20 protein-coding genes and 1 pseudogene are annotated in these 21,483 nt (G+C 70.8%); 14 read left to right on the top strand and 7 right to left on the bottom strand.

Translation table 11 applies throughout. The features are described from left to right. The first annotated feature begins 155 nt into the window (after positions 1–155). From ABT009_RS13330 to ABT009_RS13300, 7 genes are all read left to right on the top strand, one after another. On the top strand, positions 156–998 hold the full coding sequence (locus tag ABT009_RS13330; protein ID WP_351292782.1) for a nitrilase-related carbon-nitrogen hydrolase: 843 nt from the start codon (positions 156–158) through the stop codon (positions 996–998). Next, complete coding sequence (locus ABT009_RS13325; protein WP_351292780.1) at positions 995–2,281, top strand: aspartate aminotransferase family protein; 1,287 nt, start codon at positions 995–997, stop codon at positions 2,279–2,281. Before ABT009_RS13330 ends, ABT009_RS13325 begins: the two co-directional genes overlap by 4 nt. 21 nt (positions 2,282–2,302) lie before the next feature. Then, the gene (locus ABT009_RS13320) at positions 2,303–3,877 is read left to right on the top strand and encodes a PucR family transcriptional regulator (protein ID WP_351292778.1); all 1,575 of its coding nucleotides are present in this window, start codon (positions 2,303–2,305) and stop codon (positions 3,875–3,877) included. A 215-nt stretch (positions 3,878–4,092) separates the two neighbouring features. Then, positions 4,093–4,935 (top strand): nitrilase-related carbon-nitrogen hydrolase, encoded by an 843-nt coding sequence (locus tag ABT009_RS13315; protein WP_351292776.1) that lies wholly within the window; start codon positions 4,093–4,095, stop codon positions 4,933–4,935. A gap of 148 nt (positions 4,936–5,083) precedes the next feature. Next, complete coding sequence (hydA, locus tag ABT009_RS13310; protein WP_351292774.1) at positions 5,084–6,487, top strand: dihydropyrimidinase; 1,404 nt, start codon at positions 5,084–5,086, stop codon at positions 6,485–6,487. A 33-nt stretch (positions 6,488–6,520) separates the two neighbouring features. Then, positions 6,521–7,543: a TIGR03842 family LLM class F420-dependent oxidoreductase gene (locus ABT009_RS13305; RefSeq protein WP_351292772.1), complete on the top strand. Its 1,023-nt coding sequence runs from the start codon at positions 6,521–6,523 to the stop codon at positions 7,541–7,543. Between the two features lie 272 nt (positions 7,544–7,815). Next, the gene (locus ABT009_RS13300; protein ID WP_351292770.1) at positions 7,816–9,387 is read left to right on the top strand and encodes an NCS1 family nucleobase:cation symporter-1; all 1,572 of its coding nucleotides are present in this window, start codon (positions 7,816–7,818) and stop codon (positions 9,385–9,387) included. 33 nt (positions 9,388–9,420) lie between these two features. Here the strand turns inward: ABT009_RS13300 and ABT009_RS13295 are convergent, their stop codons facing one another. Continuing rightward, positions 9,421–10,083: a hypothetical protein gene (locus tag ABT009_RS13295; RefSeq protein WP_351292768.1), complete on the bottom strand. Its 663-nt coding sequence runs from the start codon at positions 10,081–10,083 to the stop codon at positions 9,421–9,423. Positions 10,084–10,343: 260 nt separating this feature from the next. On the opposite strand from ABT009_RS13295, the gene ABT009_RS13290 reads away from it, so the two are divergent. After that, positions 10,344–11,150, top strand: coding sequence for a class I SAM-dependent methyltransferase (locus tag ABT009_RS13290; RefSeq protein ID WP_351292766.1), 807 nt, complete (start codon positions 10,344–10,346; stop codon positions 11,148–11,150). 30 nt (positions 11,151–11,180) lie between these two features. On the opposite strand, the gene ABT009_RS13285 is transcribed toward ABT009_RS13290, so the two are convergent. Then, complete coding sequence (locus ABT009_RS13285; protein ID WP_351292764.1) at positions 11,181–12,026, bottom strand: class I SAM-dependent methyltransferase; 846 nt, start codon at positions 12,024–12,026, stop codon at positions 11,181–11,183. Next, positions 12,023–13,042 (bottom strand): carboxymuconolactone decarboxylase family protein, encoded by a 1,020-nt coding sequence (locus ABT009_RS13280; RefSeq protein WP_351292762.1) that lies wholly within the window; start codon positions 13,040–13,042, stop codon positions 12,023–12,025. The genes ABT009_RS13285 and ABT009_RS13280 overlap by 4 nt, the downstream gene beginning before the upstream one ends. 263 nt (positions 13,043–13,305) lie before the next feature. Between ABT009_RS13280 and ABT009_RS13275 the strand changes: the two genes are divergently transcribed. The 4 genes from ABT009_RS13275 to ABT009_RS13260 all read left to right on the top strand — a co-directional run bounded on the left by ABT009_RS13275 (position 13,306) and on the right by ABT009_RS13260 (position 17,396). Further along, on the top strand, positions 13,306–14,421 hold the full coding sequence (locus tag ABT009_RS13275; RefSeq protein WP_351292986.1) for a sensor histidine kinase: 1,116 nt from the start codon (positions 13,306–13,308) through the stop codon (positions 14,419–14,421). Continuing rightward, positions 14,418–15,116, top strand: a complete 699-nt coding sequence (locus ABT009_RS13270) for a response regulator (RefSeq protein WP_351292760.1) — start codon at positions 14,418–14,420, stop codon at positions 15,114–15,116. Before ABT009_RS13275 ends, ABT009_RS13270 begins: the two co-directional genes overlap by 4 nt. Positions 15,117–15,293: 177 nt before the next feature. Beyond that, a complete protein-coding gene (locus ABT009_RS13265) occupies positions 15,294–16,328 on the top strand; it encodes a phosphotransferase (RefSeq protein WP_351292758.1) in 1,035 nt (344 codons plus the stop codon). A gap of 3 nt (positions 16,329–16,331) precedes the next feature. After that, positions 16,332–17,396: an NAD(P)/FAD-dependent oxidoreductase gene (locus ABT009_RS13260; protein WP_351292756.1), complete on the top strand. Its 1,065-nt coding sequence runs from the start codon at positions 16,332–16,334 to the stop codon at positions 17,394–17,396. 88 nt (positions 17,397–17,484) lie between these two features. Here the strand turns inward: ABT009_RS13260 and ABT009_RS13255 are convergent, their stop codons facing one another. Beyond that, positions 17,485–18,810, bottom strand: a complete 1,326-nt coding sequence (locus tag ABT009_RS13255; RefSeq protein ID WP_351292754.1) for an acyl-CoA dehydrogenase family protein — start codon at positions 18,808–18,810, stop codon at positions 17,485–17,487. 75 nt (positions 18,811–18,885) lie between these two features. On the opposite strand from ABT009_RS13255, the gene ABT009_RS13250 reads away from it, so the two are divergent. Continuing rightward, the gene (locus ABT009_RS13250; RefSeq protein ID WP_351292984.1) at positions 18,886–19,539 is read left to right on the top strand and encodes a DUF4232 domain-containing protein; all 654 of its coding nucleotides are present in this window, start codon (positions 18,886–18,888) and stop codon (positions 19,537–19,539) included. A 106-nt stretch (positions 19,540–19,645) separates the two neighbouring features. Here ABT009_RS13250 and ABT009_RS13245 read toward each other — a convergent pair whose 3' ends face one another. Continuing rightward, complete coding sequence (locus ABT009_RS13245) at positions 19,646–19,861, bottom strand: hypothetical protein (RefSeq protein ID WP_351292752.1); 216 nt, start codon at positions 19,859–19,861, stop codon at positions 19,646–19,648. Positions 19,862–19,974: 113 nt separating this feature from the next. Here ABT009_RS13245 and ABT009_RS13240 point away from each other — a divergent pair, with 113 nt between their 5' ends. Further along, positions 19,975–20,103, top strand: coding sequence for a hypothetical protein (locus tag ABT009_RS13240; RefSeq protein WP_351292750.1), 129 nt, complete (start codon positions 19,975–19,977; stop codon positions 20,101–20,103). On the opposite strand, the pseudogene ABT009_RS13235 reads toward ABT009_RS13240, so the two are convergent. Continuing rightward, a pseudogene (locus ABT009_RS13235) lies at positions 20,057–20,168 on the bottom strand (sigma factor-like helix-turn-helix DNA-binding protein); the annotation flags it as partial. The gene ABT009_RS13240 and the pseudogene ABT009_RS13235 overlap by 47 nt on opposite strands. Positions 20,169–20,499: 331 nt before the next feature. Continuing rightward, positions 20,500–21,228 carry a hypothetical protein gene (locus tag ABT009_RS13230; protein WP_351292748.1) on the bottom strand — a complete coding sequence of 243 codons (729 nt, stop codon included), beginning with the start codon at positions 21,226–21,228 and terminating at the stop codon, positions 20,500–20,502. Between the last annotated feature and the right edge of the window lie 255 nt (positions 21,229–21,483).

The following is a 21,483-nucleotide window of genomic DNA, read 5'->3' as shown; positions in this document are numbered from 1 at the left end:
CCGGATCTCACCCGCTCGGGTGCGAAACATGATCGACTCAGCGGGTTAACGGCTATGGTCTTGCCCAGCTCCCCGGCGCGGCTTACTTTCGGCCTCTACACCCTGTTTTCTACGGGCGTAGAGGCTCTCTGACGTTCCCGTCGAAGGAGCAGCTCATGGCCAACGTCGTACGTGCCGCACTGGTCCAGGCGACCTGGACCGGCGACACCGAATCCATGATCGCAAAGCATGAGGAGCACGCACGCGATGCGGCCCGCCAAGGGGCGAAGATCATCGGTTTCCAGGAGGTCTTCAACGCTCCCTACTTCTGCCAGGTGCAGGAGGCCGAGCACTACCGCTGGGCCGAGCCCGTGCCCGACGGCCCCACGGTGCGTCGTATGCAGGACCTCGCGCGCGAGACCGGCATGGTGATCGTCGTCCCCGTCTTCGAGGTGGAGCAGTCAGGGTTCTACTTCAACACCGCGGCCGTGATCGACGCCGACGGCTCCTACCTCGGCAAGTACCGCAAGCACCACATCCCGCAGGTCAAGGGCTTCTGGGAGAAGTACTACTTCAAGCCGGGGAACATGGGCTGGCCGGTCTTCGACACCGCCGTGGGAAAAGTCGGCGTCTACATCTGCTACGACCGCCACTTCCCGGAGGGCTGGCGCCAGCTCGGCCTGAACGGCGCCCAGCTCGTCTACAACCCGTCGGCCACGTCACGCGGCCTGTCCGCATACCTGTGGCAGCTGGAGCAGCCCGCGGCCGCCGTCGCCAACGAGTACTTCATCGCCGCGATCAACCGCGTCGGCCAGGAGGAGTACGGCGACAACGACTTCTACGGGACGAGCTACTTCGTCGACCCGCGCGGCCAGTTCGTCGGCGAGACCGCGAGCGACAAGACCGAGGAGCTCGTCGTCCGCGATCTCGACTTCGACCTGATCGACGAGGTACGCAACCAGTGGGCGTTCTACCGCGACCGCCGACCCGACGCGTACGAAGGACTGGTACAGCCGTGAAAGACCTCTACGACCGCCACCGCGCCGTCCTCCCCGACTGGCTGGCCCTCTACTACGACGACCCGATCGAGATCACGCACGGCGAGGGCCGGCACGTCTGGGACGCCGAGGGCAACAAGTACCTCGACTTCTTCGGCGGCATCCTCACCACGATGACCGCGCATGCACTGCCCGAGGTCACCAAGGCCGTCAGCGAGCAGGCCGGGCGGATCATCCACTCCTCGACGCTCTACCTCAACCGGCCGATGGTCGAGCTGGCCGAGCGCATCGCGGCCCTCTCCGGCATCCCGGACGCCCGGGTCTTCTTCACCACCTCGGGCACGGAGGCCAACGACACGGCGCTGCTGCTCGCCACCGCGTACCGCCGCTCCAACCAGATCCTGGCGATGCGCAACAGCTACCACGGCCGCTCGTTCAGCTCGATCGGCATCACCGGCAACCGCGGCTGGTCCCCGACCAGCCTCTCGCCGCTGCAGACCCTGTACGTGCACGGCGGTGTCCGCGGTCGCGGGCCGTTCGCGCACCTCAGCGACGACGAGTTCATCGCCGCCTGCGTCGCCGACCTCGAGGACATGCTCGGCCAGACCCGGGGCGGAGTGGCGGCCCTCATCGCCGAACCCATCCAGGGCGTCGGCGGGTTCACGTCACCGCCCGACGGGCTGTACGCGGCGTTCCGCCAGGTCCTCCAGCGCCACGGCATCCTGTGGATCGCCGACGAGGTGCAGACCGGCTGGGGCCGCACCGGCGACCAATTCTGGGGCTGGCAGGCGCACGGGCAGTCCGGACCGCCCGACATGCTCACCTTCGCCAAGGGCATCGGCAACGGCATGTCCATCGGCGGCGTCGTGGCCCGCGCAGAGATCATGAACTGCCTGGACGCCAACTCCATCTCGACGTTCGGCGGCTCCCCGGTGACCATGGCCGCGGGCCTCGCCAACCTCTCGTACCTGCTGGAACACGACCTCCAGGGCAACGCGCGGCGCGTCGGCGGCCTCCTCATCGAGCGGCTGCGCGGCATCTGCGCCCAGCTGCCCGCCGTACGCGAAGTGCGCGGCCGCGGACTGATGATCGGTATCGAGCTGGTGAAGCCCGGCACGGATGAGGCCGGCCCGGAGGCGGCCGCCGCCGTGCTCGAGGAGGCCCGCGCCGGAGGGCTGCTCATCGGCAAGGGCGGAGGCCACAGCACCAGCGTGCTGCGCATCGCGCCGCCGCTCTCCCTCACCGTCGCGGAGGCGGAGGAAGGCGCCGCGATCCTCGAACGGGCTCTGCGCAGCGTCTGTTAGTCAGCCCAGGGAGGGGTCGTCATGACCTTCACCACCGCCGTTCCGGCTCCTGAATCGGCCCTGTCCGTACGCCAGATCCTCGCGCTCGAAAGGGTCGTGGCGGGCGAGCCGGAGGTGGTGGCGGGGGCCGGGCAGCTCGACCGGCCGGTGCGCTGGGTGCATGTCGCCGAGGCCGCCGACGTCGGAGTGATGCTCGCCGGCGGCGAGATGGTGCTCACCACCGGCGTGCTGCTCGCCGGCGACGCCCGGATCCAGACCGAGTACATCCGGTCGCTGGACCGCGCGGAGGCCGCGGCCGTCGTCCTCGGACTCGGCCGGGCCTTCCCCGCCCCGCCCGACTCCATGCTGCGGGCCGCCGAGCGGTGCGGGATGCCGATGGTCGTGCTGCACCGGCCCTTCCCCTTCGCGGAACTCACCGAGGAGGTCCAGTCCCGGCTGGTGCGGCGGAAGTTCGCGGCCGTGAGCCTCTCCGAGGCCGTACGGACCGCACTGACCGGGCTCATCACGACGGGCGCACCGCTGCAGCGGCTGCTCGACGAGATCGCCGGGCACAGCGCCTGCCCCGTCGTCCTCAGCAACCTCGCCCACCGCGTCCTCGCCACGGCGGGCGAGCGGTCCGCGGTGGACGATGTGCTGCGCGACTGGGAGCGCATCGCACGCCAGGCGGGCGGCAACGAGGGCGACGGCTGGATCCGCGCCGACATCGGAGGACGCGGCGAGCAGTGGGGGCGGCTCGTGCTGTGCGGCTACCGCGGCGACTCCGCGACCGGGCGGCTGCTCGCCGACCGCGGCGCCGAGGCCCTCGTCCTGCACCGCCTGCTTGGCGGCACCGTCGCCGCCTGGGAGGAGCAGTCCGCGCAGAGCCTGCTGACCGACGTGATCTCCGGTGTCGTACCGGCCCGCCAACTGCTGCCCCGGGCGCGCGCCGCCGGGCTGCCGGTCAACCGGCGCACGTTCGTACCCCTGGTGGTACGCGACGGCGACTCGGGCCGACTGAACCGCGTTCTACGGCTGTTGGGCATGTCAGGGATCGTCGCGGAGCTGGCCGACGGGTTCACCGCCGTGCTGCTGAGCCTCGCCCGCGACCAGGACGCCGACGCCCTGGCCGTGCACTTCGCCGCCCGGCTGCGCACCGGGGTGGGGGACGACCGACCGGTCGTCGCCGCCGCGGCGTCCCGTACCGCCTGGGAGGACGTGCCCGCCGGACTTCGGGAAGCACTGCACGTCGCCGAGGCCGCCGCGGACACGCCCGTCGACCAGGACCTTCCCGTCCTGGTGCGGCTGCGCGACGTACGGCTGCGTGGTCTCGTCCGGCTGCTGCGGGACGACCCGCGTGTGCAGTCCTTCGCGGAGCGCGAGCTCGACGGGCTGCTGTGCGGTGGAGACGGCGATCCGGACCTGCTGCCCGTGCTACGGACGTACCTCGCGACCGGGCGCAACAAGTCGCTGACCGCCCAGCTGCACCACGTCAGCAGGCCCGCGCTGTACCGCAGGCTGGAGGCCATCGAGGCCCGGCTCGGCGTCGACCTCGACGACTTCGAGCAGGCCGCGTCCCTCCACATCGCGCTGCTCGCGCACGACGCCCAGCGGAGGTGACGGAATGGGACGCGGCGTGATGGCGCGCGGCCGAATCGATGCGCCGGCACACGGCAGAAACAGCAGAGAAAACTGGGCGGAACACGGCGGGGTCGACGGCCCGAACAGGGGTGACACCGTGGAACGCCACCCCGCCGCAGACGTGACACGGTGCAACTCCGAGGGGCTTCCCGGGCTTTCTAGGCTCACGGCACACCGAGCGACCGGAGGTCCCGATGAGCAGAGTGGTCCGCGCCGCCGTCTTCCAGACCGCCTGGACCGGCGACAAGGAGTCGATGATCCAGGTCCACGAGCAGGCGGCCCGCGACGCCGCCGCACAGGGCGCACAAGTCCTTTGCTTCCAGGAGCTGTTCTACGGGCCGTACTTCTGCCAGGTCCAGGACAAGGCGTTCTACGAGTACGCCGAGCAGATCCCGGACGGCCCGATCGTCAAGCGCTTCCAGGCCCTCGCCAAGGAGCTGGGCATCGTCCTGATCCTGCCGATGTACGAGGAGGAGCAGCCCGGCGTCCTCTACAACACCGCGGCGGTGATCGACGCCGACGGCTCGTACCTCGGCAAGTACCGCAAGACGCACATTCCGCAGGTCGAGGGCTTCTGGGAGAAGTTCTACTTCCGCCCCGGCCACTCCGACTGGCCCGTCTTCGAAACTGCGGTCGGCAAGATCGGCGTCTACATCTGCTACGACCGGCACTTCCCGGAGGGCTGGCGTGCGCTGGGTCTCGCGGGCGCCGAGATCGTCTTCAACCCCTCGGCCACCTCGCGCGGCCTGTCCGCGTACCTGTGGCAGCTGGAGCAGCCGGCCGCGGCCGTCGCCAACGAGTACTTCGTGGGCGCGATCAACCGGGTGGGCGTGGAGGAGCTGGGCGACAACGACTTCTACGGGACCTCGTACTTCGTGGACCCGGAGGCGCAGTTCGTCGGGGAGGTCGCCAGCGACAAGGACACCGAACTCGTCGTCCGCGACCTGGACATGGCCAAGCTCCGCGAGGTCCGCGACCGCTGGCAGTTCTACCGCGACCGGGCCCCGGGCGCGTACACGCCGCTGACCACGCCGTGAACGCACACCGAGCAGGCGTGGAGCGGCCCTGAGCGGGCCGATGCGCAGCACGTCCGCGGGCCTGGCACCGACGGGAGCCGGGCCCGCGGGACCACCTTCCCTACGAGCCTTTCCCTACGAGGACTTCCCTACGAGGAAACGAGGGATTATGAGCAGCCGTACCGTCATCCGCGGTGGCCTCGTCATCACCGCCGCCGACGAGATCCATGCCGATGTCCTGATCGAGGACGGCCGCATCGCCGCCCTCGCCGCGCACGGAACCCCGGCCGCCGAGGCCTGGACGGCCGACCGCACCATCGACGCCACCGGGAAGTACGTCATCCCGGGCGGGGTCGACGCGCACACGCACATGGAGCTGCCGTTCGGCGGCACCTTCGCCTCCGACACGTTCGAGACCGGCACCCGGGCCGCCGCCTGGGGCGGCACCACCACGATCATCGACTTCGCGGTCCAGAGCGTCGGCCACTCCCTGCGCGAGGGCCTCGACACCTGGTACGCGAAGGCAGACGGCAACTGCGCGATCGACTACGGCTTCCACATGATCGTCTCCGACGTCAACGACGACACGCTGAAGGAGATGGACCTGCTGGTGGAGGAGGGCGTGACCTCCTTCAAGCAGTTCATGGCGTACCCGGGTGTCTTCTACAGCGACGACGGCCAGATCCTGCGCGCCATGCAGCGCTCCGCCGAGAACGGCGGGCTGATCATGATGCACGCCGAGAACGGCATCGCGATCGATGTGCTGGTGCAGCAGGCCCTCGCCCGAGGTGAGACGGATCCGAGGTATCACGGCGAGGTCCGCAAGGCGCTGCTCGAGGCCGAGGCCACCCACCGAGCCATCAAACTCGCGCAGGTCGCGGGCGCCCCGCTGTACGTCGTGCACGTCTCCGCCATGGAGGCGGTCGCCGAGCTGGCCAAGGCGCGCGACGAGGGCCTGAACGTCTTCGGCGAGACCTGCCCGCAGTACCTGTTCCTGTCCACGGACAACCTCGCGGAGCCCGACTTCGAGGGGTCCAAGTACGTGTGCTCGACGCCGTTGCGGCCCAAGGAGCACCAGAAGTACCTGTGGCGGGGCCTCAGGACGAACGACCTCCAGGTCGTCTCCACCGACCACTGCCCGTTCTGCTTCGTCGGCCAGAAAGAGCTCGGCCGCGGCGACTTCTCGAAGATCCCCAACGGTCTGCCGGGCGTCGAGAACCGTATGGACCTGCTCCACCAGGCCGTTGTCGACGGCCACATCAGCCGCCGGCGCTGGATCGAGATCGCCTGCGCGACCCCGGCCCGGATGTTCGGCCTCTACCCGAAGAAGGGCACCATCGCGCCCGGGGCAGACGCCGACGTCGTCATCTACGACCCGCACGCGGAGCAGACGGTCTCCGCCGAGACGCACCACATGAACGTCGACTACTCGGCGTACGAGGGGAAGCGGATCACCGGACGCGTCGAGACCGTGCTGTCACGGGGCGAACTCGTCATCACCGAGCGGGAGTTCACCGGGCGTGCCGGGCACGGCGTCTACACCCCCCGCTCCACCTGTCAGTACCTCAACTGAGACTGAGCACACTGAGCACTTAGGAGTGGCGCCATGGACTTCGGACTCGTCCTGCAGACCGACCCCCCTGCCTCCCGTGTCATCAGCCTGATGCAGCGCGCAGAGCGCAACGGCTTCACCTACGGCTGGACCTTCGACTCCTGTGTGCTGTGGCAGGAGCCCTTCGTCATCTACAGCCAGATCCTCGCCAACACCCAGAAGCTGACCGTCGGCCCGATGGTCACCAACCCCGGCACCCGCACCTGGGAGGTCACGGCCTCCACCTTCGCCACCCTCAACGACATGTACGGCAACCGCACCGTGTGCGGCATCGGGCGCGGCGACTCGGCGATGCGCGTCGCGGGCCGCAAGCCCAACACTCTGGCCCGGATCAGCGAGGCCATGAAGGTGATCCGGGCCCTCGGCTCCGGCCAGGAGGCCGACCTCGGCGGCACGGTCATCAGGTTCCCCTGGGCGAAGGAGGACGCGCACCTTCCGGTGTGGATGGCCGCGTACGGGCCGAAGGCGCTGAAGATGACCGGCGAGGAGGCCGACGGCTTCATCCTGCAGCTCGCGGACCCGTTCCTCACCGAGTCGATGGTGAAGGCCGTCAAGGACGCGGCTGCCGCGGCCGGCCGCGACCCGTCCGCGGTCAAGATCTGCGTCGCCGCGCCCGCGTACGTCACCGAGGACGACTCGCCGGAGGCGCTGGGGCACGCCCGCGACCAGTGCCGCTGGTTCGGCGGCATGGTCGGCAACCACGTCGCCGACCTGGTGTCCAAGTACGGCTCGGACTCGGAGATGGTGCCGCATGAACTGACCGACTACATCAAGGCCCGCGAGGGCTACGACTACTCGCACCACGGTCGCGCCGACAACCCCGACACCGCCTTCGTGCCCGACGAGATCGTCGACCGGTTCTGTGTGATCGGGCCGGTCGAGAAGCACATCGAGAAGATGAAGGCGCTGCGGGAGCTGGGGGTCGACCAGTTCGCGGTGTACGACATGCACGATGCGCAGGAGCGCGTCATCGACGCGTACGGGTCGACGGTCATCCCGGCGGTCCTCGCCGGGTGACCCGGTAGCCCAACCTCTTACGGTGCCCGCCGTCGTGGGCTGTGCCCACCCTCCCCCAAGCTCTCGGCTTCTCCCCCAGTGCCTTAAGGGCCTGGGAGGTGCCCCCAGAGCAGGGGGGACCCCATCGCCCTGCGGGACGTTTGCCCACAGCGGTAGCGGCACCCGGGCCACCGCCCACCCCTTGTCGTCCCCTCCCCGCCGTCCGGGGGAGGGGCACCGGCCACCCCGCACGGCACGGCCTCTCCCTACACTCCTCACCGATTGGCCTGCTCATGACCGACACCGTCCCCACGGGCCCGCCGCCGCAGCCCGCCGCGTACCCGGCCTCTCAGATCACGGCGGCCGACGGCCGCGTAGAGATAAGCCCCGGCGCCTATCCGGAACACAGTCCCTTCGCCAACGAGGACCTGCGGCCGGTGCCGCTTGCCGAGCGCAAGTGGACGACGTACAACTTCGCCGCCCTGTGGATCTCCATGGCCCACTGCATCCCCAGCTGGACCCTGGCGTCCGGCCTGGTGGCCCTCGGCATGGACTGGAAGCAGGCGGTCTTCACCATCGCCCTGGCCAACGTCATCGTGCTGCTGCCGATGCTGGCCACCGGCCATGCGGGCCCGAAGTACGGCATCCCGTTCCCGGTGCTGGCCCGTGCCTCCTTCGGTGTGCGCGGGGCCAACATCCCGGCGCTGATCCGGGCCGGGGTCGCCTGCGGCTGGTTCGGCATCCAGACCTGGATCGGCGGCAGCGGCATCTTCGCCCTCGGCTCCAAGCTCACCGGCGGCGAGTGGGAGAAGGCGGGCCAGATCGCGGGCAACCCGTGGCCGCTGTGGCTCTGCTTCATCCTCTTCTGGGCCCTGCAGATCGCCATCATCTACCGGGGCATGGACTTCCTGCGGCACTTCGAGAACTGGGCCGCCCCGTTCGTCATCGCCGGCGCGCTCGTGCTGCTGATCTGGATCGCCGTCAAGGCGGACGGCTTCGGCCACCTGCTCGACCAGCCCTCGAAGCTGGGCTGGGGACCCGACTTCTGGACTGTCTTCTTCCCGTCCCTCATGGGCATGATCGGCTTCTGGTCGACCCTGTCGCTGAACATCCCCGACTTCACGCGCTTCGGCGCCGGGCAGCGCGCCCAGATCTGGGGACAGTCCCTGGGCCTGCCCACCACCATGACCCTCTTCGCGGTCCTCGCGGTCCTGGTCACCTCGGGCTCGGAGGCCATCTACGGCGAGGCGATCTGGGACCCGGTGACGCTGGCCGCCAAGGCCGACAACGTCTTCGGCCTGCTCTTCGCGCTGATCACGGTGCTGATCGCCACCATCTCCGTGAACATCGCGGCCAACGTGGTCTCCCCGGCGTACGACCTGGCCAACCTCGCCCCGAAGCTCATCAACTTCCGTACGGGCGCGCTGATCACCGGCGTCATCGGTGTGCTGATCTTCCCGTGGAAGCTGATCTCCACGCCCGAGTTCTACATCTTCACCTGGCTCGGTGTGGTCGGCGGTCTCCTCGGCACGGTCGCCGGCATCCTCATCGCCGACTACTGGATCGTGCGCCGCACGGTCCTGCACCTCGCCGACCTCTACAAGAGCGAGGGCCGGTACTGGTACTCGTCGGGCTTCAACTGGCGGGCGATCGTGGCCTTCGCGGTGGGCGGCGTGCTGGCGGTCGGCGGGTCCCACTCCGCCGTCGACGCGAAGGGCGTGAAGCAGGGGCCCTTCCCGGTCGACGGCCTCATCCCGTTCCTCAAGCCGCTCGCGGACTACGGCTGGGCGATCGGTCTGGCGTCGGCGCTGGTGCTGTACGTGGTGCTGATGGCGGGCCGGGAGGAGGAGCGGGCCGAAGCGTAGGGGCTTTCAGCCCGCTCCGGCGGTGGAGGACGGTCAGTTCTTCTGGCCGTCCTCCAACGCGGCCACCGCGTCCTTGGCCGCTTTGATGGCACCCTTGTTGATCTCGTCCGTACTCGGCGCCTTCTTCGTCTCGAAGTCACTGCCGTTGTACGTGACGACCACCAGCGCGTTGGACACGCGGACCATTACCTCCCCCTCGCGCGTCTGCTGCTTGTCCTCGGTGGTGAGGTTCACGACGGAGTAGGCCGTGTCGCCGAGGCCGGGCACCGCCCCTCCGCCGCTCTTCTCCGCGGTGCGCTGCTTGTAGGCCGTCCGGGCCGCCGCGTCGTTGTCCTTGATCTCGAAGGTCACGTCGAGCCAGCGGTAGTCGTAGCCCTTGAGCGCGTTCCACGAACAGGTGCGGCGCACCGACTTGTCGGTCGAGGCGAGCTCCTTGCCCGCCGTCTTGGCGCCCGGGACAAGCGACTTGATCATTTTGTCCGAGATGCTGTCGCAGGGTGCCGGAGCCGTACGGTACGTCTTCACCGCCACCGCGGTCGCCGACGCCGAGGGCGTCGCCCCGGCACCCGACGACGCATCGGTGTGCCCGCCTTGTGAGGAGTCCTGGTCGGGCGTCCATGCCCAGCCGACGACGGCGAGGATCGCGACCGGCAGCAGACGCGCGGTGAGAGTGAGCGGCAGAGGGAGTGGACGCACGGGTCACTTCTCAGGAGTTCGGCGGCAGACGGGCGAACCGCACTGGGGCTCGGCCCGCACTGCGGAGGGGACGACAGTTTCACACGAGTCTGTGTGGCGGCGACAGGGGAGCCCGGTTTGTCCCGTGCTCCGCACCCTGCCGGGCCTCCCTCGATGCGTGCGGCCCGCCGGCAAGCACCCCCGGCCCGACGGCACGCACCCGGGGGCACAGCCCACGAAACCAGTTGCGTGCCGTCGCGCCTGTTCAGCAGCCTGGTGACATGACGCAACTGCCCTCCGTACGCGAAGAGATCCTCGCCTACTACGCCCAGGGCAAGGAGGACGCACGTCTGAGACGTGGCGTCGGCCGACTGGAGTTCTGGCGCACCCAGGAAGTGCTGCGGCGACATCTTCCCGAACCTCCCGCGCGCGTACTCGACGTCGGCGGCGGCACCGGCGTCCACGCCGAGTGGCTGGCCCGCGACGGGTACACCGTCGAACTGATCGACCCCGTCCCGCTCCATGTCGAGCAGGCGGACCGGCTGCCGGGCGTCAGCGCCCGCCGCGGAGACGCCCGCGCGCTGCCCGCCGACGACGGCGCCTACGACGTGGTGCTGATGCTCGGCCCCCTCTACCACCTGCCCGAGCGGGCGGACCGGGTGCGTGCCCTCGCCGAGGCCCGGCGCGCCGTCCGCCCCGGCGGGCTCGTGGCCGCCGCCACCATCAACCGCTACGCGGGACTGCACGACGTGCTCCGCGAGGAGCGCTACTTCAACCCGCTCCAACGCGCCCGCACAGACGCCTACGCCACCGACGGACGGCACGGCTCCGGCGGCGAGGACGCGCTCTTCACCACCGCCTACTTCGCCGATCCGGCCGAGATCCCGGACGAGTTCACCGATGCGGGGCTCGTGCCCGTGGGGCAGTACGGCCTGGAGGGCGCCGCCTGGCTGATGGGCGGCGTCGAGGAGTGGCTTGACGACCCGGACCGCCGCGAGGCCGTACTGGCGGCGACGCGGCGCATCGAGTCGGAGCCCACCCTGCTGGGCATCAGCGGCCACCTGCTGAGCGTGGGGCGGCGCGCCTGACAGCCGTCACTCACCGCGGGCGTATCGCCGTCACTGCGGGCGTACCGCCGTCACCAGCCACACACCTGCCCGTAGCCGCACGCCGGTCTCTGTCTCGTACGGCCGGAGCGCGTCCTCCAGCGCCGCACGGGAGGCGGCGGACACCCGGCGGTCCGGGGTGCGGGACAGCACGAAGTCGACGGTGTCCGCCGCGTCCCGGCCCCAGACCGTCTCCACCGGCACGGGCGTGACCGTCACGTCGTCGTATGCCCCGAGTACCTCACGGATGCGGGCCGGATCGGACAGCGAGGCCATCGCGACGTGCGCGGCCACCGTCTCGGGAGCGGGCCGCAGCGGCCCATCCTGCTCCTCCAGGAGTTTGGTGAACAGGCTGAAGGCCTTGGACTCCTCTGAATCGGGCCCGGTCGGCTGCGGACAGATGAAGGCGAGCCGCCCTCCTGGACGCAGCGCCCGGGCCAGATTGGCGAGCGCGGCCGCATGGTCGGCGAAGAACATCACGCCGCCACGGCTGATGACGACGTCGTAGCCGGCAGGTGGGAACGTGTGCAGCTGTGCGTCGGCCAGTTCGTACACGGCGTTCGTGATGCTTTCGGCCGAGGTGCTCGCGCGGGCCCGCTCCAGCAGGGGCGCCGAGATGTCGATGCCCACGGCGTGCCCGTGCGGGGCGAGGCGGGCAGCGATCCGGGTGGTGGCACCGGCGCCGCATCCCACGTCCAGCACCCGGTCGCGTTCACCGATGGCCGCGCCTTCGAACAGCGCGTCGTTGACGCCGGCGAGCATCGCGTCGTAGCGGTCCTGGTGCGCGGCCCAGTGCCTCCCCAGGGAGCCGTTCCAGGCGTCGGACTGGACGGGGTCGGCGGTCGGTGTCGTGGTCATGTCGTCTCCTTGACAGATTCGTCGTTCGGGCTCAGCTGTGCCGTCAGTGCGTTCTGGATCCGGTCGACCGCGGCGAAGGCGCCGTACGCGATCAGATGCACCAGGCAGTGGTCGGTGTAGGGCGGGCGCCGCCACGCCGCCACGTCCTCGTCGGTGATGCGGTACGGGGCGAGGGCGGCCAGTACCGCGAGGCGTGCCCCGGGCCGGTCGCGGCTAGGCAGTCCGTCCCAAGCGAGCGGCGGATGGCCGCCGTCCCATGCCGCGACCGCCTCGCGCAGGCAGTCCTGGTCGGCCTCGTCCAGCAGGCCCGCACCGGACAGGGCCGCCACGCGAAGTGCTGCGTAAGCGGGACCGACGGTCGTCCCGGCAGCCCAGGACGGGCCGGGTGACGGATCGTCCAGCAGCGCGAGGCCCGCGCCCGGGGCGTGCCGCCGGCGGACGGTCCCGGCCACCGAACGGCCTACCAGGCTCCGCACCACCCGGAACCGCTGTGCATTGCCCGGAAGAAGGTTCTCGGTCAGCAGGGCCGAGACGATGCGGTTGATGAAGTGGAACGCGAGGGCGGTGCCGACATACGCGGGGGCATGAGTCCGCGGGAAGGGCAGCACACCGAGGCCGGGGGCGCCCGGATTCCGCGTGGCGCTGCCCCACGCGAGCACGCGCGCGTGCTCCTCGTCCGCGGGCTGCTCCCCGCGTGCCAGAGCCTCGGCGAGGGCGTGGTCCCCCGTCGCGTGCAGCAGCATGGTGTGCGCGTCCACGCAGAACGGACACCGGTTGGCCAGCGAGACACCGGCGGCCACCAGTTCCTTGCCGGTACGGGTGCCATCCCCGGCAATCAGTGATTCGCGCATCAACGCCCAGGTCGCGACGAGCAGTTCGGGTGCCGAGGAGAGCACCACGAAGGTGGACGCCCGCTCGATCCCGAAGTCCTCGGCGATCTGCGCGAAGACCTCGGCCGTCCGGCCGACGGCGGATTTCGGGGGCGGGGGATCGGTGTAGCGGAAGGGCGTGGCCATGAGTCCTCCAACATCGCTGTGGGCTGTCGTCCCTCAGGGCGAAACCAGTGGCACGGGCCCAGGCCGGGCGTGCCGCTGATGCAACCCTCGCCCCGCGGCGCGGCTCCAGGCGTCGTACACCCGAAGGCACTTGGCCCTACGCCGAGCACCTGGAACCGGACGCGGCCTACTACACCGGGAGTAGCGCGAGAGCCGTTCCCACGACCGACGCCACTGTCAGAGCGCCGGGCTATCGTGCGAACAAGATGGACGTGGAGGGGGCCATGGAGGGGGAGCAGGTCGGGCGGGCAGGGCTCGCCGACGCCGCACTGGCGGCCGTCGTCGGCGTGATCGTCGTGCTCGCGGCAGCCTTCGGAGACGAAGGCGCCGACGCGCTCGACTACGTGCTGATCACCGCGGGCTCGCTGGCGCTCGCGGCGCACCGAAGGGCGCCCCGCGCCGTGCTGGCGGTCGCCACGGCGTGTCTGCTGGGCTATGTGGTGCACGCGGGCCCCACCGGAACGGCGGCCATACCTGTCGTGGGGGCGGTCCACACGGCGGCGCGCGCGGGCCACCGGGGGACTGCGGCCGGGGCGGCCGCAGTCTTCCTCGCCGGATATCTGGCGGCGGGGCATGTCACGGGCGACGCCGTCCAGGAGACACTGCTGCTGGCAGGCTGGTTCCTGTGCGCCGTTGTCACGGGGCTCGCCGACAAGAACTGGCAGGCGTATCTGCGCCAGACCGAGCAGCGTGCCCTGGAGGCCGAGCGCACCCGCGAGGAAGTGGCACTGCGCAGGGCGGGCGAGGAGCGGCTGCGGATAGCCCGCGAGCTGCACGACTCACTGACGCACAGCATCTCGATCGTGAAGCTGCAGGCGGGCGTTGCGGCGCATCTGGCGCGCAAACGCGGTGAGGAGATACCGCCCGCGCTGCTCGCCATCCAGGAGGCGAGCGGCGAGGCCATGCGGGAACTGCGCTCCACGCTGGACGTGCTGCGCACGGACGAGCCGACCGGGGGCCCCGCCCTGCTCGTGGAGCGGGCCCGGTCGGCGGGTCTCTCGGTCGAGCTCACGGTCACGGGCCGCGAGCGCCCGTTGTCGGCCGTCGTGGACCGCGCCGCGTACCGCATCGTCCAGGAGGCCCTGACGAACGCCGCCCGGCACGCGGGACCCGCCAGGATCCGCGTCCGGCTCGACTACAGACAGCGGCAATTGACGATCCAGGTGGACGACGACGGGGCCGCCGATCCGGCTCGCCCGCCCGCCCCCGGCACGGGCCTCACCGGCATGCACGAACGCGTCACGGCATTGGGCGGCACGCTCCACACCGGCGCCCGCCCGGAAGGCGGCTTCTCGGTACGTGCCGAACTGCCCCTCAACAAGCACACGGAGGCCGCATGAGCGCGCCCATCCGTGTCGCACTCGTCGACGACCAGGCCCTCATGCGGGCCGGGTTCCGCGCGCTGCTGGACGCCGAGGACGGTATCGAGGTGGTCGGCGAGGCCGCCGACGGGGAACAAGGAGTCGCACTCGTCCGCACACAGGTGCCCGACATCGCCCTCGTCGATGTGCAGATGCCCGTGATGAGCGGCATCGAAGCGACCCGCCATATCGCCGCCGACCCGAGGCTCTCCGGCGTACGCGTCGTCATCCTGACCAACTACGGCCTCGACGAGTACGTCTTCGAGGCGCTGAGGGCCGGAGCCAGCGGTTTCCTGCTCAAGGACACGGAGCCCTCCGACCTGCTGCAGGCCATCGAGGTGGTCGCGCGCGGTGACGCGCTGCTGTCCCCCTCGGTCACCCGGCGGCTGATCGGCGAGTTCGTCGCACGGCCGCCGGAGCGGTCCACGGCACCGGGCCTGGAGTGCCTGACCCGCCGCGAACGCGAGGTCACCGCCCTGGCCGCCCGCGGGCTGACCAACGAGGAAATCGCCGCGCACATGGTGATCAGCCCGTTCACGGCCAAGACCCACGTCAGCCGCGCCATGACGAAGCTCGGCGCCCGCGACCGCGCCCAACTGGTCGTCTTCGCGTACGAGTCGGGGCTCGTCACGGCGCGGGGTGCCGCGGACGGGCAACGGACCGGCATGGACTGAGGCGTGCCGCCGTGGCCGCGCCGTGATCGCCCGCGATCGCCTTACGCCGCATCGACCGGTGTGTTTCCGCCGCGACCGCAGACAGCGGCGCGCGCCCCGGACCGGGCATGCGCCTCCGGCCGGCCGGGGGGAGAAAACCGGATGATGACTCAGCGGGCCAGGTGATGGGATGGCGGGATGCGACGTGATGTGCCGGCGGCTGTGGACCGAGGGCGGTATCCGGGGGCTGTGACACCGTGGGAGCTGGACGCCTGGCGGGAGGCCGCGCTCGGGTGGGCGGAGCAGGGGCTCGCCGCCCACGGGCTGCGTGAGACGGGGGAGCGGAAGGTGCGGCTACGGCCGTGGTCCGTGCTGGTACGGATGTCCGTCGGCGCGCACGAGGCCGTGTGGTTCAAGGCGAACCCGCCCGCCAGCGCCTTCGAGGCAGGGCTGGGCGCTGCGCTGGCCTCCTGGGTGTCGGAACACGTCCTGAGCCCGCTCGCTGTCGACGCCGAACAGGGCTGGTCCCTGCTCCCGGACGGCGGCCCGCTGTTCGCCGACGTACTCAACCGTGGCGCCGCCGGCCCGCACGCCTGGGAGGAGCTGCTGCGCCAGTACGCCGAGACGCAGCGCACCCTCGTTCCGTACGCCAAGGAGATCGAAGCACTCGGCGTCCCCAGCGCGCGCACGCGGGCACTCCCCGAGCTCTTCGACCGGATCGTGGAGGAGAACACCGTGCTGGACGCCGGCGACCGCACGGCACTGCGTGAGCTGCGGCCTCGGCTCGTGGGCTGGTGCGAGGAGCTCGCGGGCACGGGCATCGCCGATTCGCTCGACCACTCCGACCTGCACGAAGCTCAGGTCTTCGCTCCGGAGCCGGGCCGTTTCACCTTCTTCGACTGGGGCGACGCGGCCGTCTCCCATCCCTTCTGCAGTCTGCTGGTCACCGCACGCGTGGCCCGCGAGCGGTACGGGCCTGCCGTGCTCCCGCGTCTGCGGGACGCCTACCTGGAACCGTGGACGGAAGACGGCCCCACGGCCCGGCAGCTGCGGCGCGCGGTGAGTCTTGCATGCCGGCTCGCGGCGATCGGCCGGGCCTGCTCCTGGGGCCGTCTCTTTCCCGGGGCATCCGAGGGCGTTGGAGATTCGGGAGACGCCGGCGATACAGGCGACGCCGGCGATGTGGCGAGCGCCCGCTGGCTGCGTGAACTCTTCACCGAGCCGGTGCTGTAGACCGTGTCGGACGTCGTCGTCGTAGGCGCTGGAATCGTCGGCTCCTCTGTGGCGTATCACCTGGCACGCCAGGGCGCGTCCGTGACGCTGATCGACGCGGGACCGTCGCCGGCCGCGGGAGTTACAGGCGCTTCCTTCGCGTGGATCGGTGGCTGCAGTGGTGACTGGCCGGGCGGTGCCGAGGATCTGCGCGGCTCGGTGCTGGCGGACTACCGTCGGCTCGAAGCCGAGCTGCCCGGAGTGGCGGTTCGCTGGACGGGGTCGCTGGTGTGGAGCGACACGTCGGTTCGGTCCGGGGAAGGTGCCCGGACCGGGGACGGTCAATACGTGGTCGGGCGCCGCGAGATCGCCGATCTCGAACCGAACCTCCGTACTCCTCCCGAGCAGGCCGTGTACACGCCGACGGACGGCGGTGTCGATCCGGTCGCCATGACCGTGGCGCTCGTGGACGCCGCTCGCGCGCTCGGTGCGCAGGTGGTCCACGGCTCGCCTGTGACCTCCCTCAAGACCGTCGGTGGACGTGTCACAGGAGTGATGACCTGCGACGGATTCCATCCGGCCTCGACGGTGGTGCTCGCCGCCGGGACCGGCGTCAGGGTGCTGTGCGCGCCGCTGGGTGTGGCGCTGCCCGTAGCGGCCTCTCCGGCCTTCTCCCTGCGTGTAGCGGCGCCGGCCGGGCTGGTCAGGACCGTGCTCGCCGGCCCGGAGTTCGAGGCCCGGGAGTACCGCGACGGTCACCTCATGATGACCACGCCTTACACAGAAGGCACGGCTTACAGAGAAGGACTGTCCGGAGCGTCTACCCTGGACCGGCTTGCCCGGCGCACGCTGGAGCGCTTGCGGTCGGCCTTCCACGACACCGGTCCCGTCCACTTGCTCGGTCACCAGGTCGGCATGCGCCCCATGCCCGCCAACGGGCCCATCGTAGGGCGGCTCACACCGGACGAGTCCGTGTACGTGGCCGTCATGCACTCGGCAGTGACCCTTGCTCCCACCATCGGACGCCTGGTCGCGCACGAGCTCCTCACCGGTGAGAGCGTCCCCGAGCTGCGACGCTGCCGACCGTGAGGTCCCGCTCGGCCGGCCGTGTGGTCCGCTCGGCCGACCGTGAGGTCCCGCCCGGTGATGAACACCGCTGCCCGAAGAGGGCCGCAGGTCACGTCACCAGCGGTATGTGGTCGAACGGCAGCCCCACGCGGGCGGAACCGATGCGCTGGGCCAGCGGATCGGCCATGTTCGGGGCGACATGGCTGAGGTAGGTCGCGCCGTCCCGGAAGTACCGCTGCATACGGGCTCCGTCGCGGGCGTGCCGGGAGCCCGCGGTCCGGTAGAGGATGTTGTGCAGCGCCTCCCAGGCGAGCTGTCCGGCGGTGAGGAAAACGGCCGCGAGCCGGTCGTCCTCGGCCAGGGTGAAGGGCGCCTCGCCCGAGGCGTTGCGCCGGCAGACCTCCATGTACTCCTCGGCCGCACCGTGCAGGGCCGCCTCCGCCGTGGAGATCTTGGCGAGAGCCTGGCCCAGGTAGCGCTGGTAGTCGGGGAGTTCGGCGCGGGTCCGTCCAGGGTCGGTGGCGAGCGGACGGTTCGCGATGATCGACGCGTACTCGTCGGCGGCCGCGTAGGCGGTGCCCACCATGAACGAGGCCAGCTCGCCGTGGAAGAAGCTGGCCGCCCGGCCCGCGTACATCGGGTTGCCGTGCAGCCGTGAGCCGGGGGTGCCGCCCTCGACGGGCAGGTCGAGCAGGCTCGCCGGAAAGGTCAGACGGGCGGGGATCCGGCTGCGGTCGATACGGATGCTGTTCGAACCGGAGCCGCGCAGGCCGAGCGTGCCGTACCAGTCGTCGACCACCGTCCAGGCGGAGCGCGGCGCCACGAACAGCAGCATGGGGCCCGGGGGATCGCCCTCCTTCTCGGGGGCGAGCAGGGTCTGGCCCACGTAGTGCGTCGAGTAGGGCGCGCCTGACGAGTACGGCCAGGTGCCGTCGAGGATGTAGTGGCCGTCGCCGTCCGGCTGGGCGACGCCGATCGGCATGACCGTGGACGCGGCACGGAACTCGCCGTCCGCGCCGAAGACCTCCGTCTGGACCTGCTCGCCGAACAGCGAGGCGAACTGCAGCACATGGGCGGAGACCAGGGACAGCGCCCAGCCCGTCGACGGGCAGCCGCGGGAGATCTCGACGACGACGCGGTAGAAGGTGGGCAGTCCGAACTCGTAGCCGCCGTAGAGGCGCGGCTGCAGGGTGCGGTAGAAGCCGGCCCGCAGGAAGTCCTCGTGGGTGGCGGGCGGATAGCGGGTCAGCCGCTCGGTCTCCTGCTGGCGCTCCAGCAGGACGGGCCGCAGTGCCACGGCCCGTTCGACCAACTCGGCTTCGGTCAGGTCGGGTTCGGGGACCGGAAGGTGCGTACGGTCGGCGACGTTCATGCCCTCACGGTCGCCCGCGAGATCCGCTCGGACAAGGCGATCGTCGGTCACTTCGACGAGCACGGTTCCGCCGCTCCTGACGATCTCGATTCCGCCGCCCCGATCGAAGGCGCGTGCGATGATCGGCGCGTGACTGCGATGGGTCGGCGGGTGACTGCGATACGGGCGATACGGATACGACCGGTCCTGTTCGCCGTCGTCACCGCCCTGACGGCGATCGCGGCGAGCGGGTGCGGCCTGTCGGCCGAGCTGGATCGTGAACGCAACCCCGAGCGCAGGCCCGAGCCGTCGGCGACCTCGTCTGTGCCGCCCCTCCCGGCGCGGTCGTCCGGGCAGGTGTCGAGCCCGAGCGGGCCCGCCCAGGACGAGACGGCCTGTCCCGCATCGGGTGTGCGCATCTCGGCGGGCCCAGTGGACGGCGCCATGGGACTCCGCGCCCAGACGGTCACACTCACCAACTGCGGTGAGCAGCCGTACCGCCTGAACGGTTATCCGTCCGTCCGCGTCCTGGACGAGAGCGGCAAGGTCATGAGCGGCGTGCAGACCGTACAGGGCACCGACTCCATCCCCATGGCTCCGCCGGACGACCCGGAACCGGGGCCGCTGACCCTGGACCCGGGCGAGTCGGCGCAGGCAGGACTGGTCTGGCGCATGGGAGCGGGGGCCGGCACGTATCTGCGGATCGCGCCCACGGCGGGCGACGACCCCGTCACCGTACGGATGACGGATCCCCTCGACATCGGGCCAGAGCAACAACTCGGCACCACGGCCTGGCACATGGCCGAGGGCTGACCGACAGCCGGTTTCGCGTCAGGCGCCGCGACGCGGCGGTGAGCTTCGAAGCACACCGCCGCGCCGCCCCGTTCAGGCCTGTCAGCCTGTCAGCCTGTCAGGTCTGTCAGGCCTTGAGCACGCCGTCCAGCGCGCCCGACTTGGCCTCGTCGACCAGTGAGGCGAACTGGTCCGCGCTCATCTGCACGCGCTGCCCGAAGTCGTCCGTGAGGACGACACGGCGATCGGTGGGAGCGTGCGGGTCGACGTACAGCTGCGGGCAGCCGCAGTTGCAGTTGCCGCAGAACGCGGCGATCGGCTCGAGGCCGTTGGTGTCCGTCATGGTGCAACCTCCGTGTCGGTTCTGGGATGTGGGATTCGATGGCCCGGGGACCCGGCGCTCCCGCGATCAGGGGATGCCGCGAACGGCGAATCCCCTGTCGGGGGGCGGACGGTATGGAACCCCCAGGCGTGCTGTCCGGGACCATCGGCTTCGGCGAGTGCAGCGCCTCCGTCTGGCGCAGCAGCGCGGTCATGTCCTCGCGTGCCCGGGCCACCCGGGAACGCACGGTGCCGACCGGGTAGCCGGCCGCGCCGGCGGGCTCCGCATAGGGCAGCCCCAGCAACTGGGTGAGCACGAACGCCTCCCGGTCACCGTCCCGGGCGGTCGGCGCCCACGCGGTGACCTGAGTGTCGCTGTGCGCCCGGGTCTGGCCGCGCGGGGGCCGTATCGGGGAAGGGGGCATCGCAAACCGTCCTTCGCGTGCGGACGGAACGGGCGCGCGGGCGCGGTTCCGTCGGCGGGTGGCTCTCCGGGCACGGGCCCCGCTCGGGGGCACGACGGAGAGCTATGGGATCTCAAGACCCGGCGCACGCCAAGCACATTCGGACTCAAGTGCCTCAAGTGCGATGTGCACGAGCTCCGGTACTCCGGTATGTCACCGCTTCACCGGTCACCGGCCGTGGCCGGGACGGGTGGTGTCAGACGCAGACCGGCCGTACCGGCGGACCCCTCCGCGAGACGGCGTGCCGCAGCAGCAGACGGCGCAGCCGTTGGCCGGCGCGGCGGAACGGCCGTACGGCGGCCGGGCCTTGGGGCGCGGCCGCGGCCGTGAACAGGCCGGCGGCCAGCACCAGCGGCGCGAACAGGAACGCGGTGAGGGCCCGGCCGAGCCGGAACACCGCGGCCTCGCCCCGCCACAGCCACAGGCCGCACAGCAGCCCGGCCAGGGCGTGGGCCAGCAGCATCCCGAGTGACGTGCCGTGGCCGGCCGCCAAGTGCATGTGACCCGACGCCATTGAGGCCGGGTCCATGGTGTGGTGCAGGTGGTGCATCTGCGCCATGCCGGTACCCGTACCGGTACTCGTGCCCGCGCCCATGGCCGTCTGCATACCGGCCGTGTGATGGGCCGTCGACGATGCGGCCGCCTCATGCCCCGTCGGCGACGCCGAGGATGAGGACGAGGACAGGGTGAAGGCCAGGTGCAGCCCGATCTGCGTGACCACGGTCGCGCCGGTGACCACGCCAGCCCCGCGTTCGCGGCCGGTCAGGAGCCATGCGGCGAGAACGACGGCGGCGAACGCGGACCCGACGGCCCCGGCCGGCAGCGCATCGCCGGACATCAGCGCATGGCCCAGGCCCGTCGTCGCCACACACACGGCCGCGAAGATCGCGGAGCGCGCGAGGCGGAAGGCGGGCCCGGTGGTCATGGCGGCCATCGTGCCATCCGCTTGGTCCGTACGCGCGGTAAGTCACCCGATTTCGGACAGCCCGCGCGTCGCCGCGACCGGTCCCTCGACTCACAGTGACCGGATCTCGTTTGGCGGCGTGATGGGTGATGGGTGATGGGTGCGGGTGGCGGCGCGACGCGCAGGTCGATGTGTGTAGCGCGCACCCTTATGTCGCACCCCGACATTCAAACTTCACAGCTTTCCCTCATGCCTGCGGGCCGCACCCCTTGATCG

The sequence above is a fragment of the Streptomyces sp. NPDC002896 genome (genome assembly GCF_040295225.1).
Lineage (GTDB): Bacteria > Actinomycetota > Actinomycetes > Streptomycetales > Streptomycetaceae > Streptomyces.
This window is presented reverse-complemented; position numbering and strand designations above follow the sequence as displayed.

Excerpts from the sequence above, each read along its gene's own strand:
- ABT009_RS13265 (WP_351292758.1), top strand. The coding sequence starts at position 15,294 with ATGCGACGTGATGTGCCGGCGGCTGTGGACCGAGGGCGGTATCCGGGG.
- hydA (WP_351292774.1), top strand. The coding sequence starts at position 5,084 with ATGAGCAGCCGTACCGTCATCCGCGGTGGCCTCGTCATCACCGCCGCC.
- ABT009_RS13245 (WP_351292752.1), bottom strand. The coding sequence starts at position 19,861 with ATGACGGACACCAACGGCCTCGAGCCGATCGCCGCGTTCTGCGGCAAC.
- ABT009_RS13285 (WP_351292764.1), bottom strand. The coding sequence starts at position 12,026 with ATGACCACGACACCGACCGCCGACCCCGTCCAGTCCGACGCCTGGAAC.
- ABT009_RS13315 (WP_351292776.1), top strand. The coding sequence starts at position 4,093 with ATGAGCAGAGTGGTCCGCGCCGCCGTCTTCCAGACCGCCTGGACCGGC.
- ABT009_RS13230 (WP_351292748.1), bottom strand. The coding sequence starts at position 21,228 with ATGACCACCGGGCCCGCCTTCCGCCTCGCGCGCTCCGCGATCTTCGCG.
- ABT009_RS13305 (WP_351292772.1), top strand. The coding sequence starts at position 6,521 with ATGGACTTCGGACTCGTCCTGCAGACCGACCCCCCTGCCTCCCGTGTC.
- ABT009_RS13270 (WP_351292760.1), top strand. The coding sequence starts at position 14,418 with ATGAGCGCGCCCATCCGTGTCGCACTCGTCGACGACCAGGCCCTCATG.
- ABT009_RS13250 (WP_351292984.1), top strand. The coding sequence starts at position 18,886 with ATGGGTCGGCGGGTGACTGCGATACGGGCGATACGGATACGACCGGTC.
- ABT009_RS13320 (WP_351292778.1), top strand. The coding sequence starts at position 2,303 with ATGACCTTCACCACCGCCGTTCCGGCTCCTGAATCGGCCCTGTCCGTA.
- ABT009_RS13275 (WP_351292986.1), top strand. The coding sequence starts at position 13,306 with ATGGAGGGGGAGCAGGTCGGGCGGGCAGGGCTCGCCGACGCCGCACTG.
- ABT009_RS13240 (WP_351292750.1), top strand. The coding sequence starts at position 19,975 with ATGGAACCCCCAGGCGTGCTGTCCGGGACCATCGGCTTCGGCGAGTGC.
- ABT009_RS13280 (WP_351292762.1), bottom strand. The coding sequence starts at position 13,042 with ATGGCCACGCCCTTCCGCTACACCGATCCCCCGCCCCCGAAATCCGCC.
- ABT009_RS13300 (WP_351292770.1), top strand. The coding sequence starts at position 7,816 with ATGACCGACACCGTCCCCACGGGCCCGCCGCCGCAGCCCGCCGCGTAC.
- ABT009_RS13330 (WP_351292782.1), top strand. The coding sequence starts at position 156 with ATGGCCAACGTCGTACGTGCCGCACTGGTCCAGGCGACCTGGACCGGC.
- ABT009_RS13290 (WP_351292766.1), top strand. The coding sequence starts at position 10,344 with ATGACGCAACTGCCCTCCGTACGCGAAGAGATCCTCGCCTACTACGCC.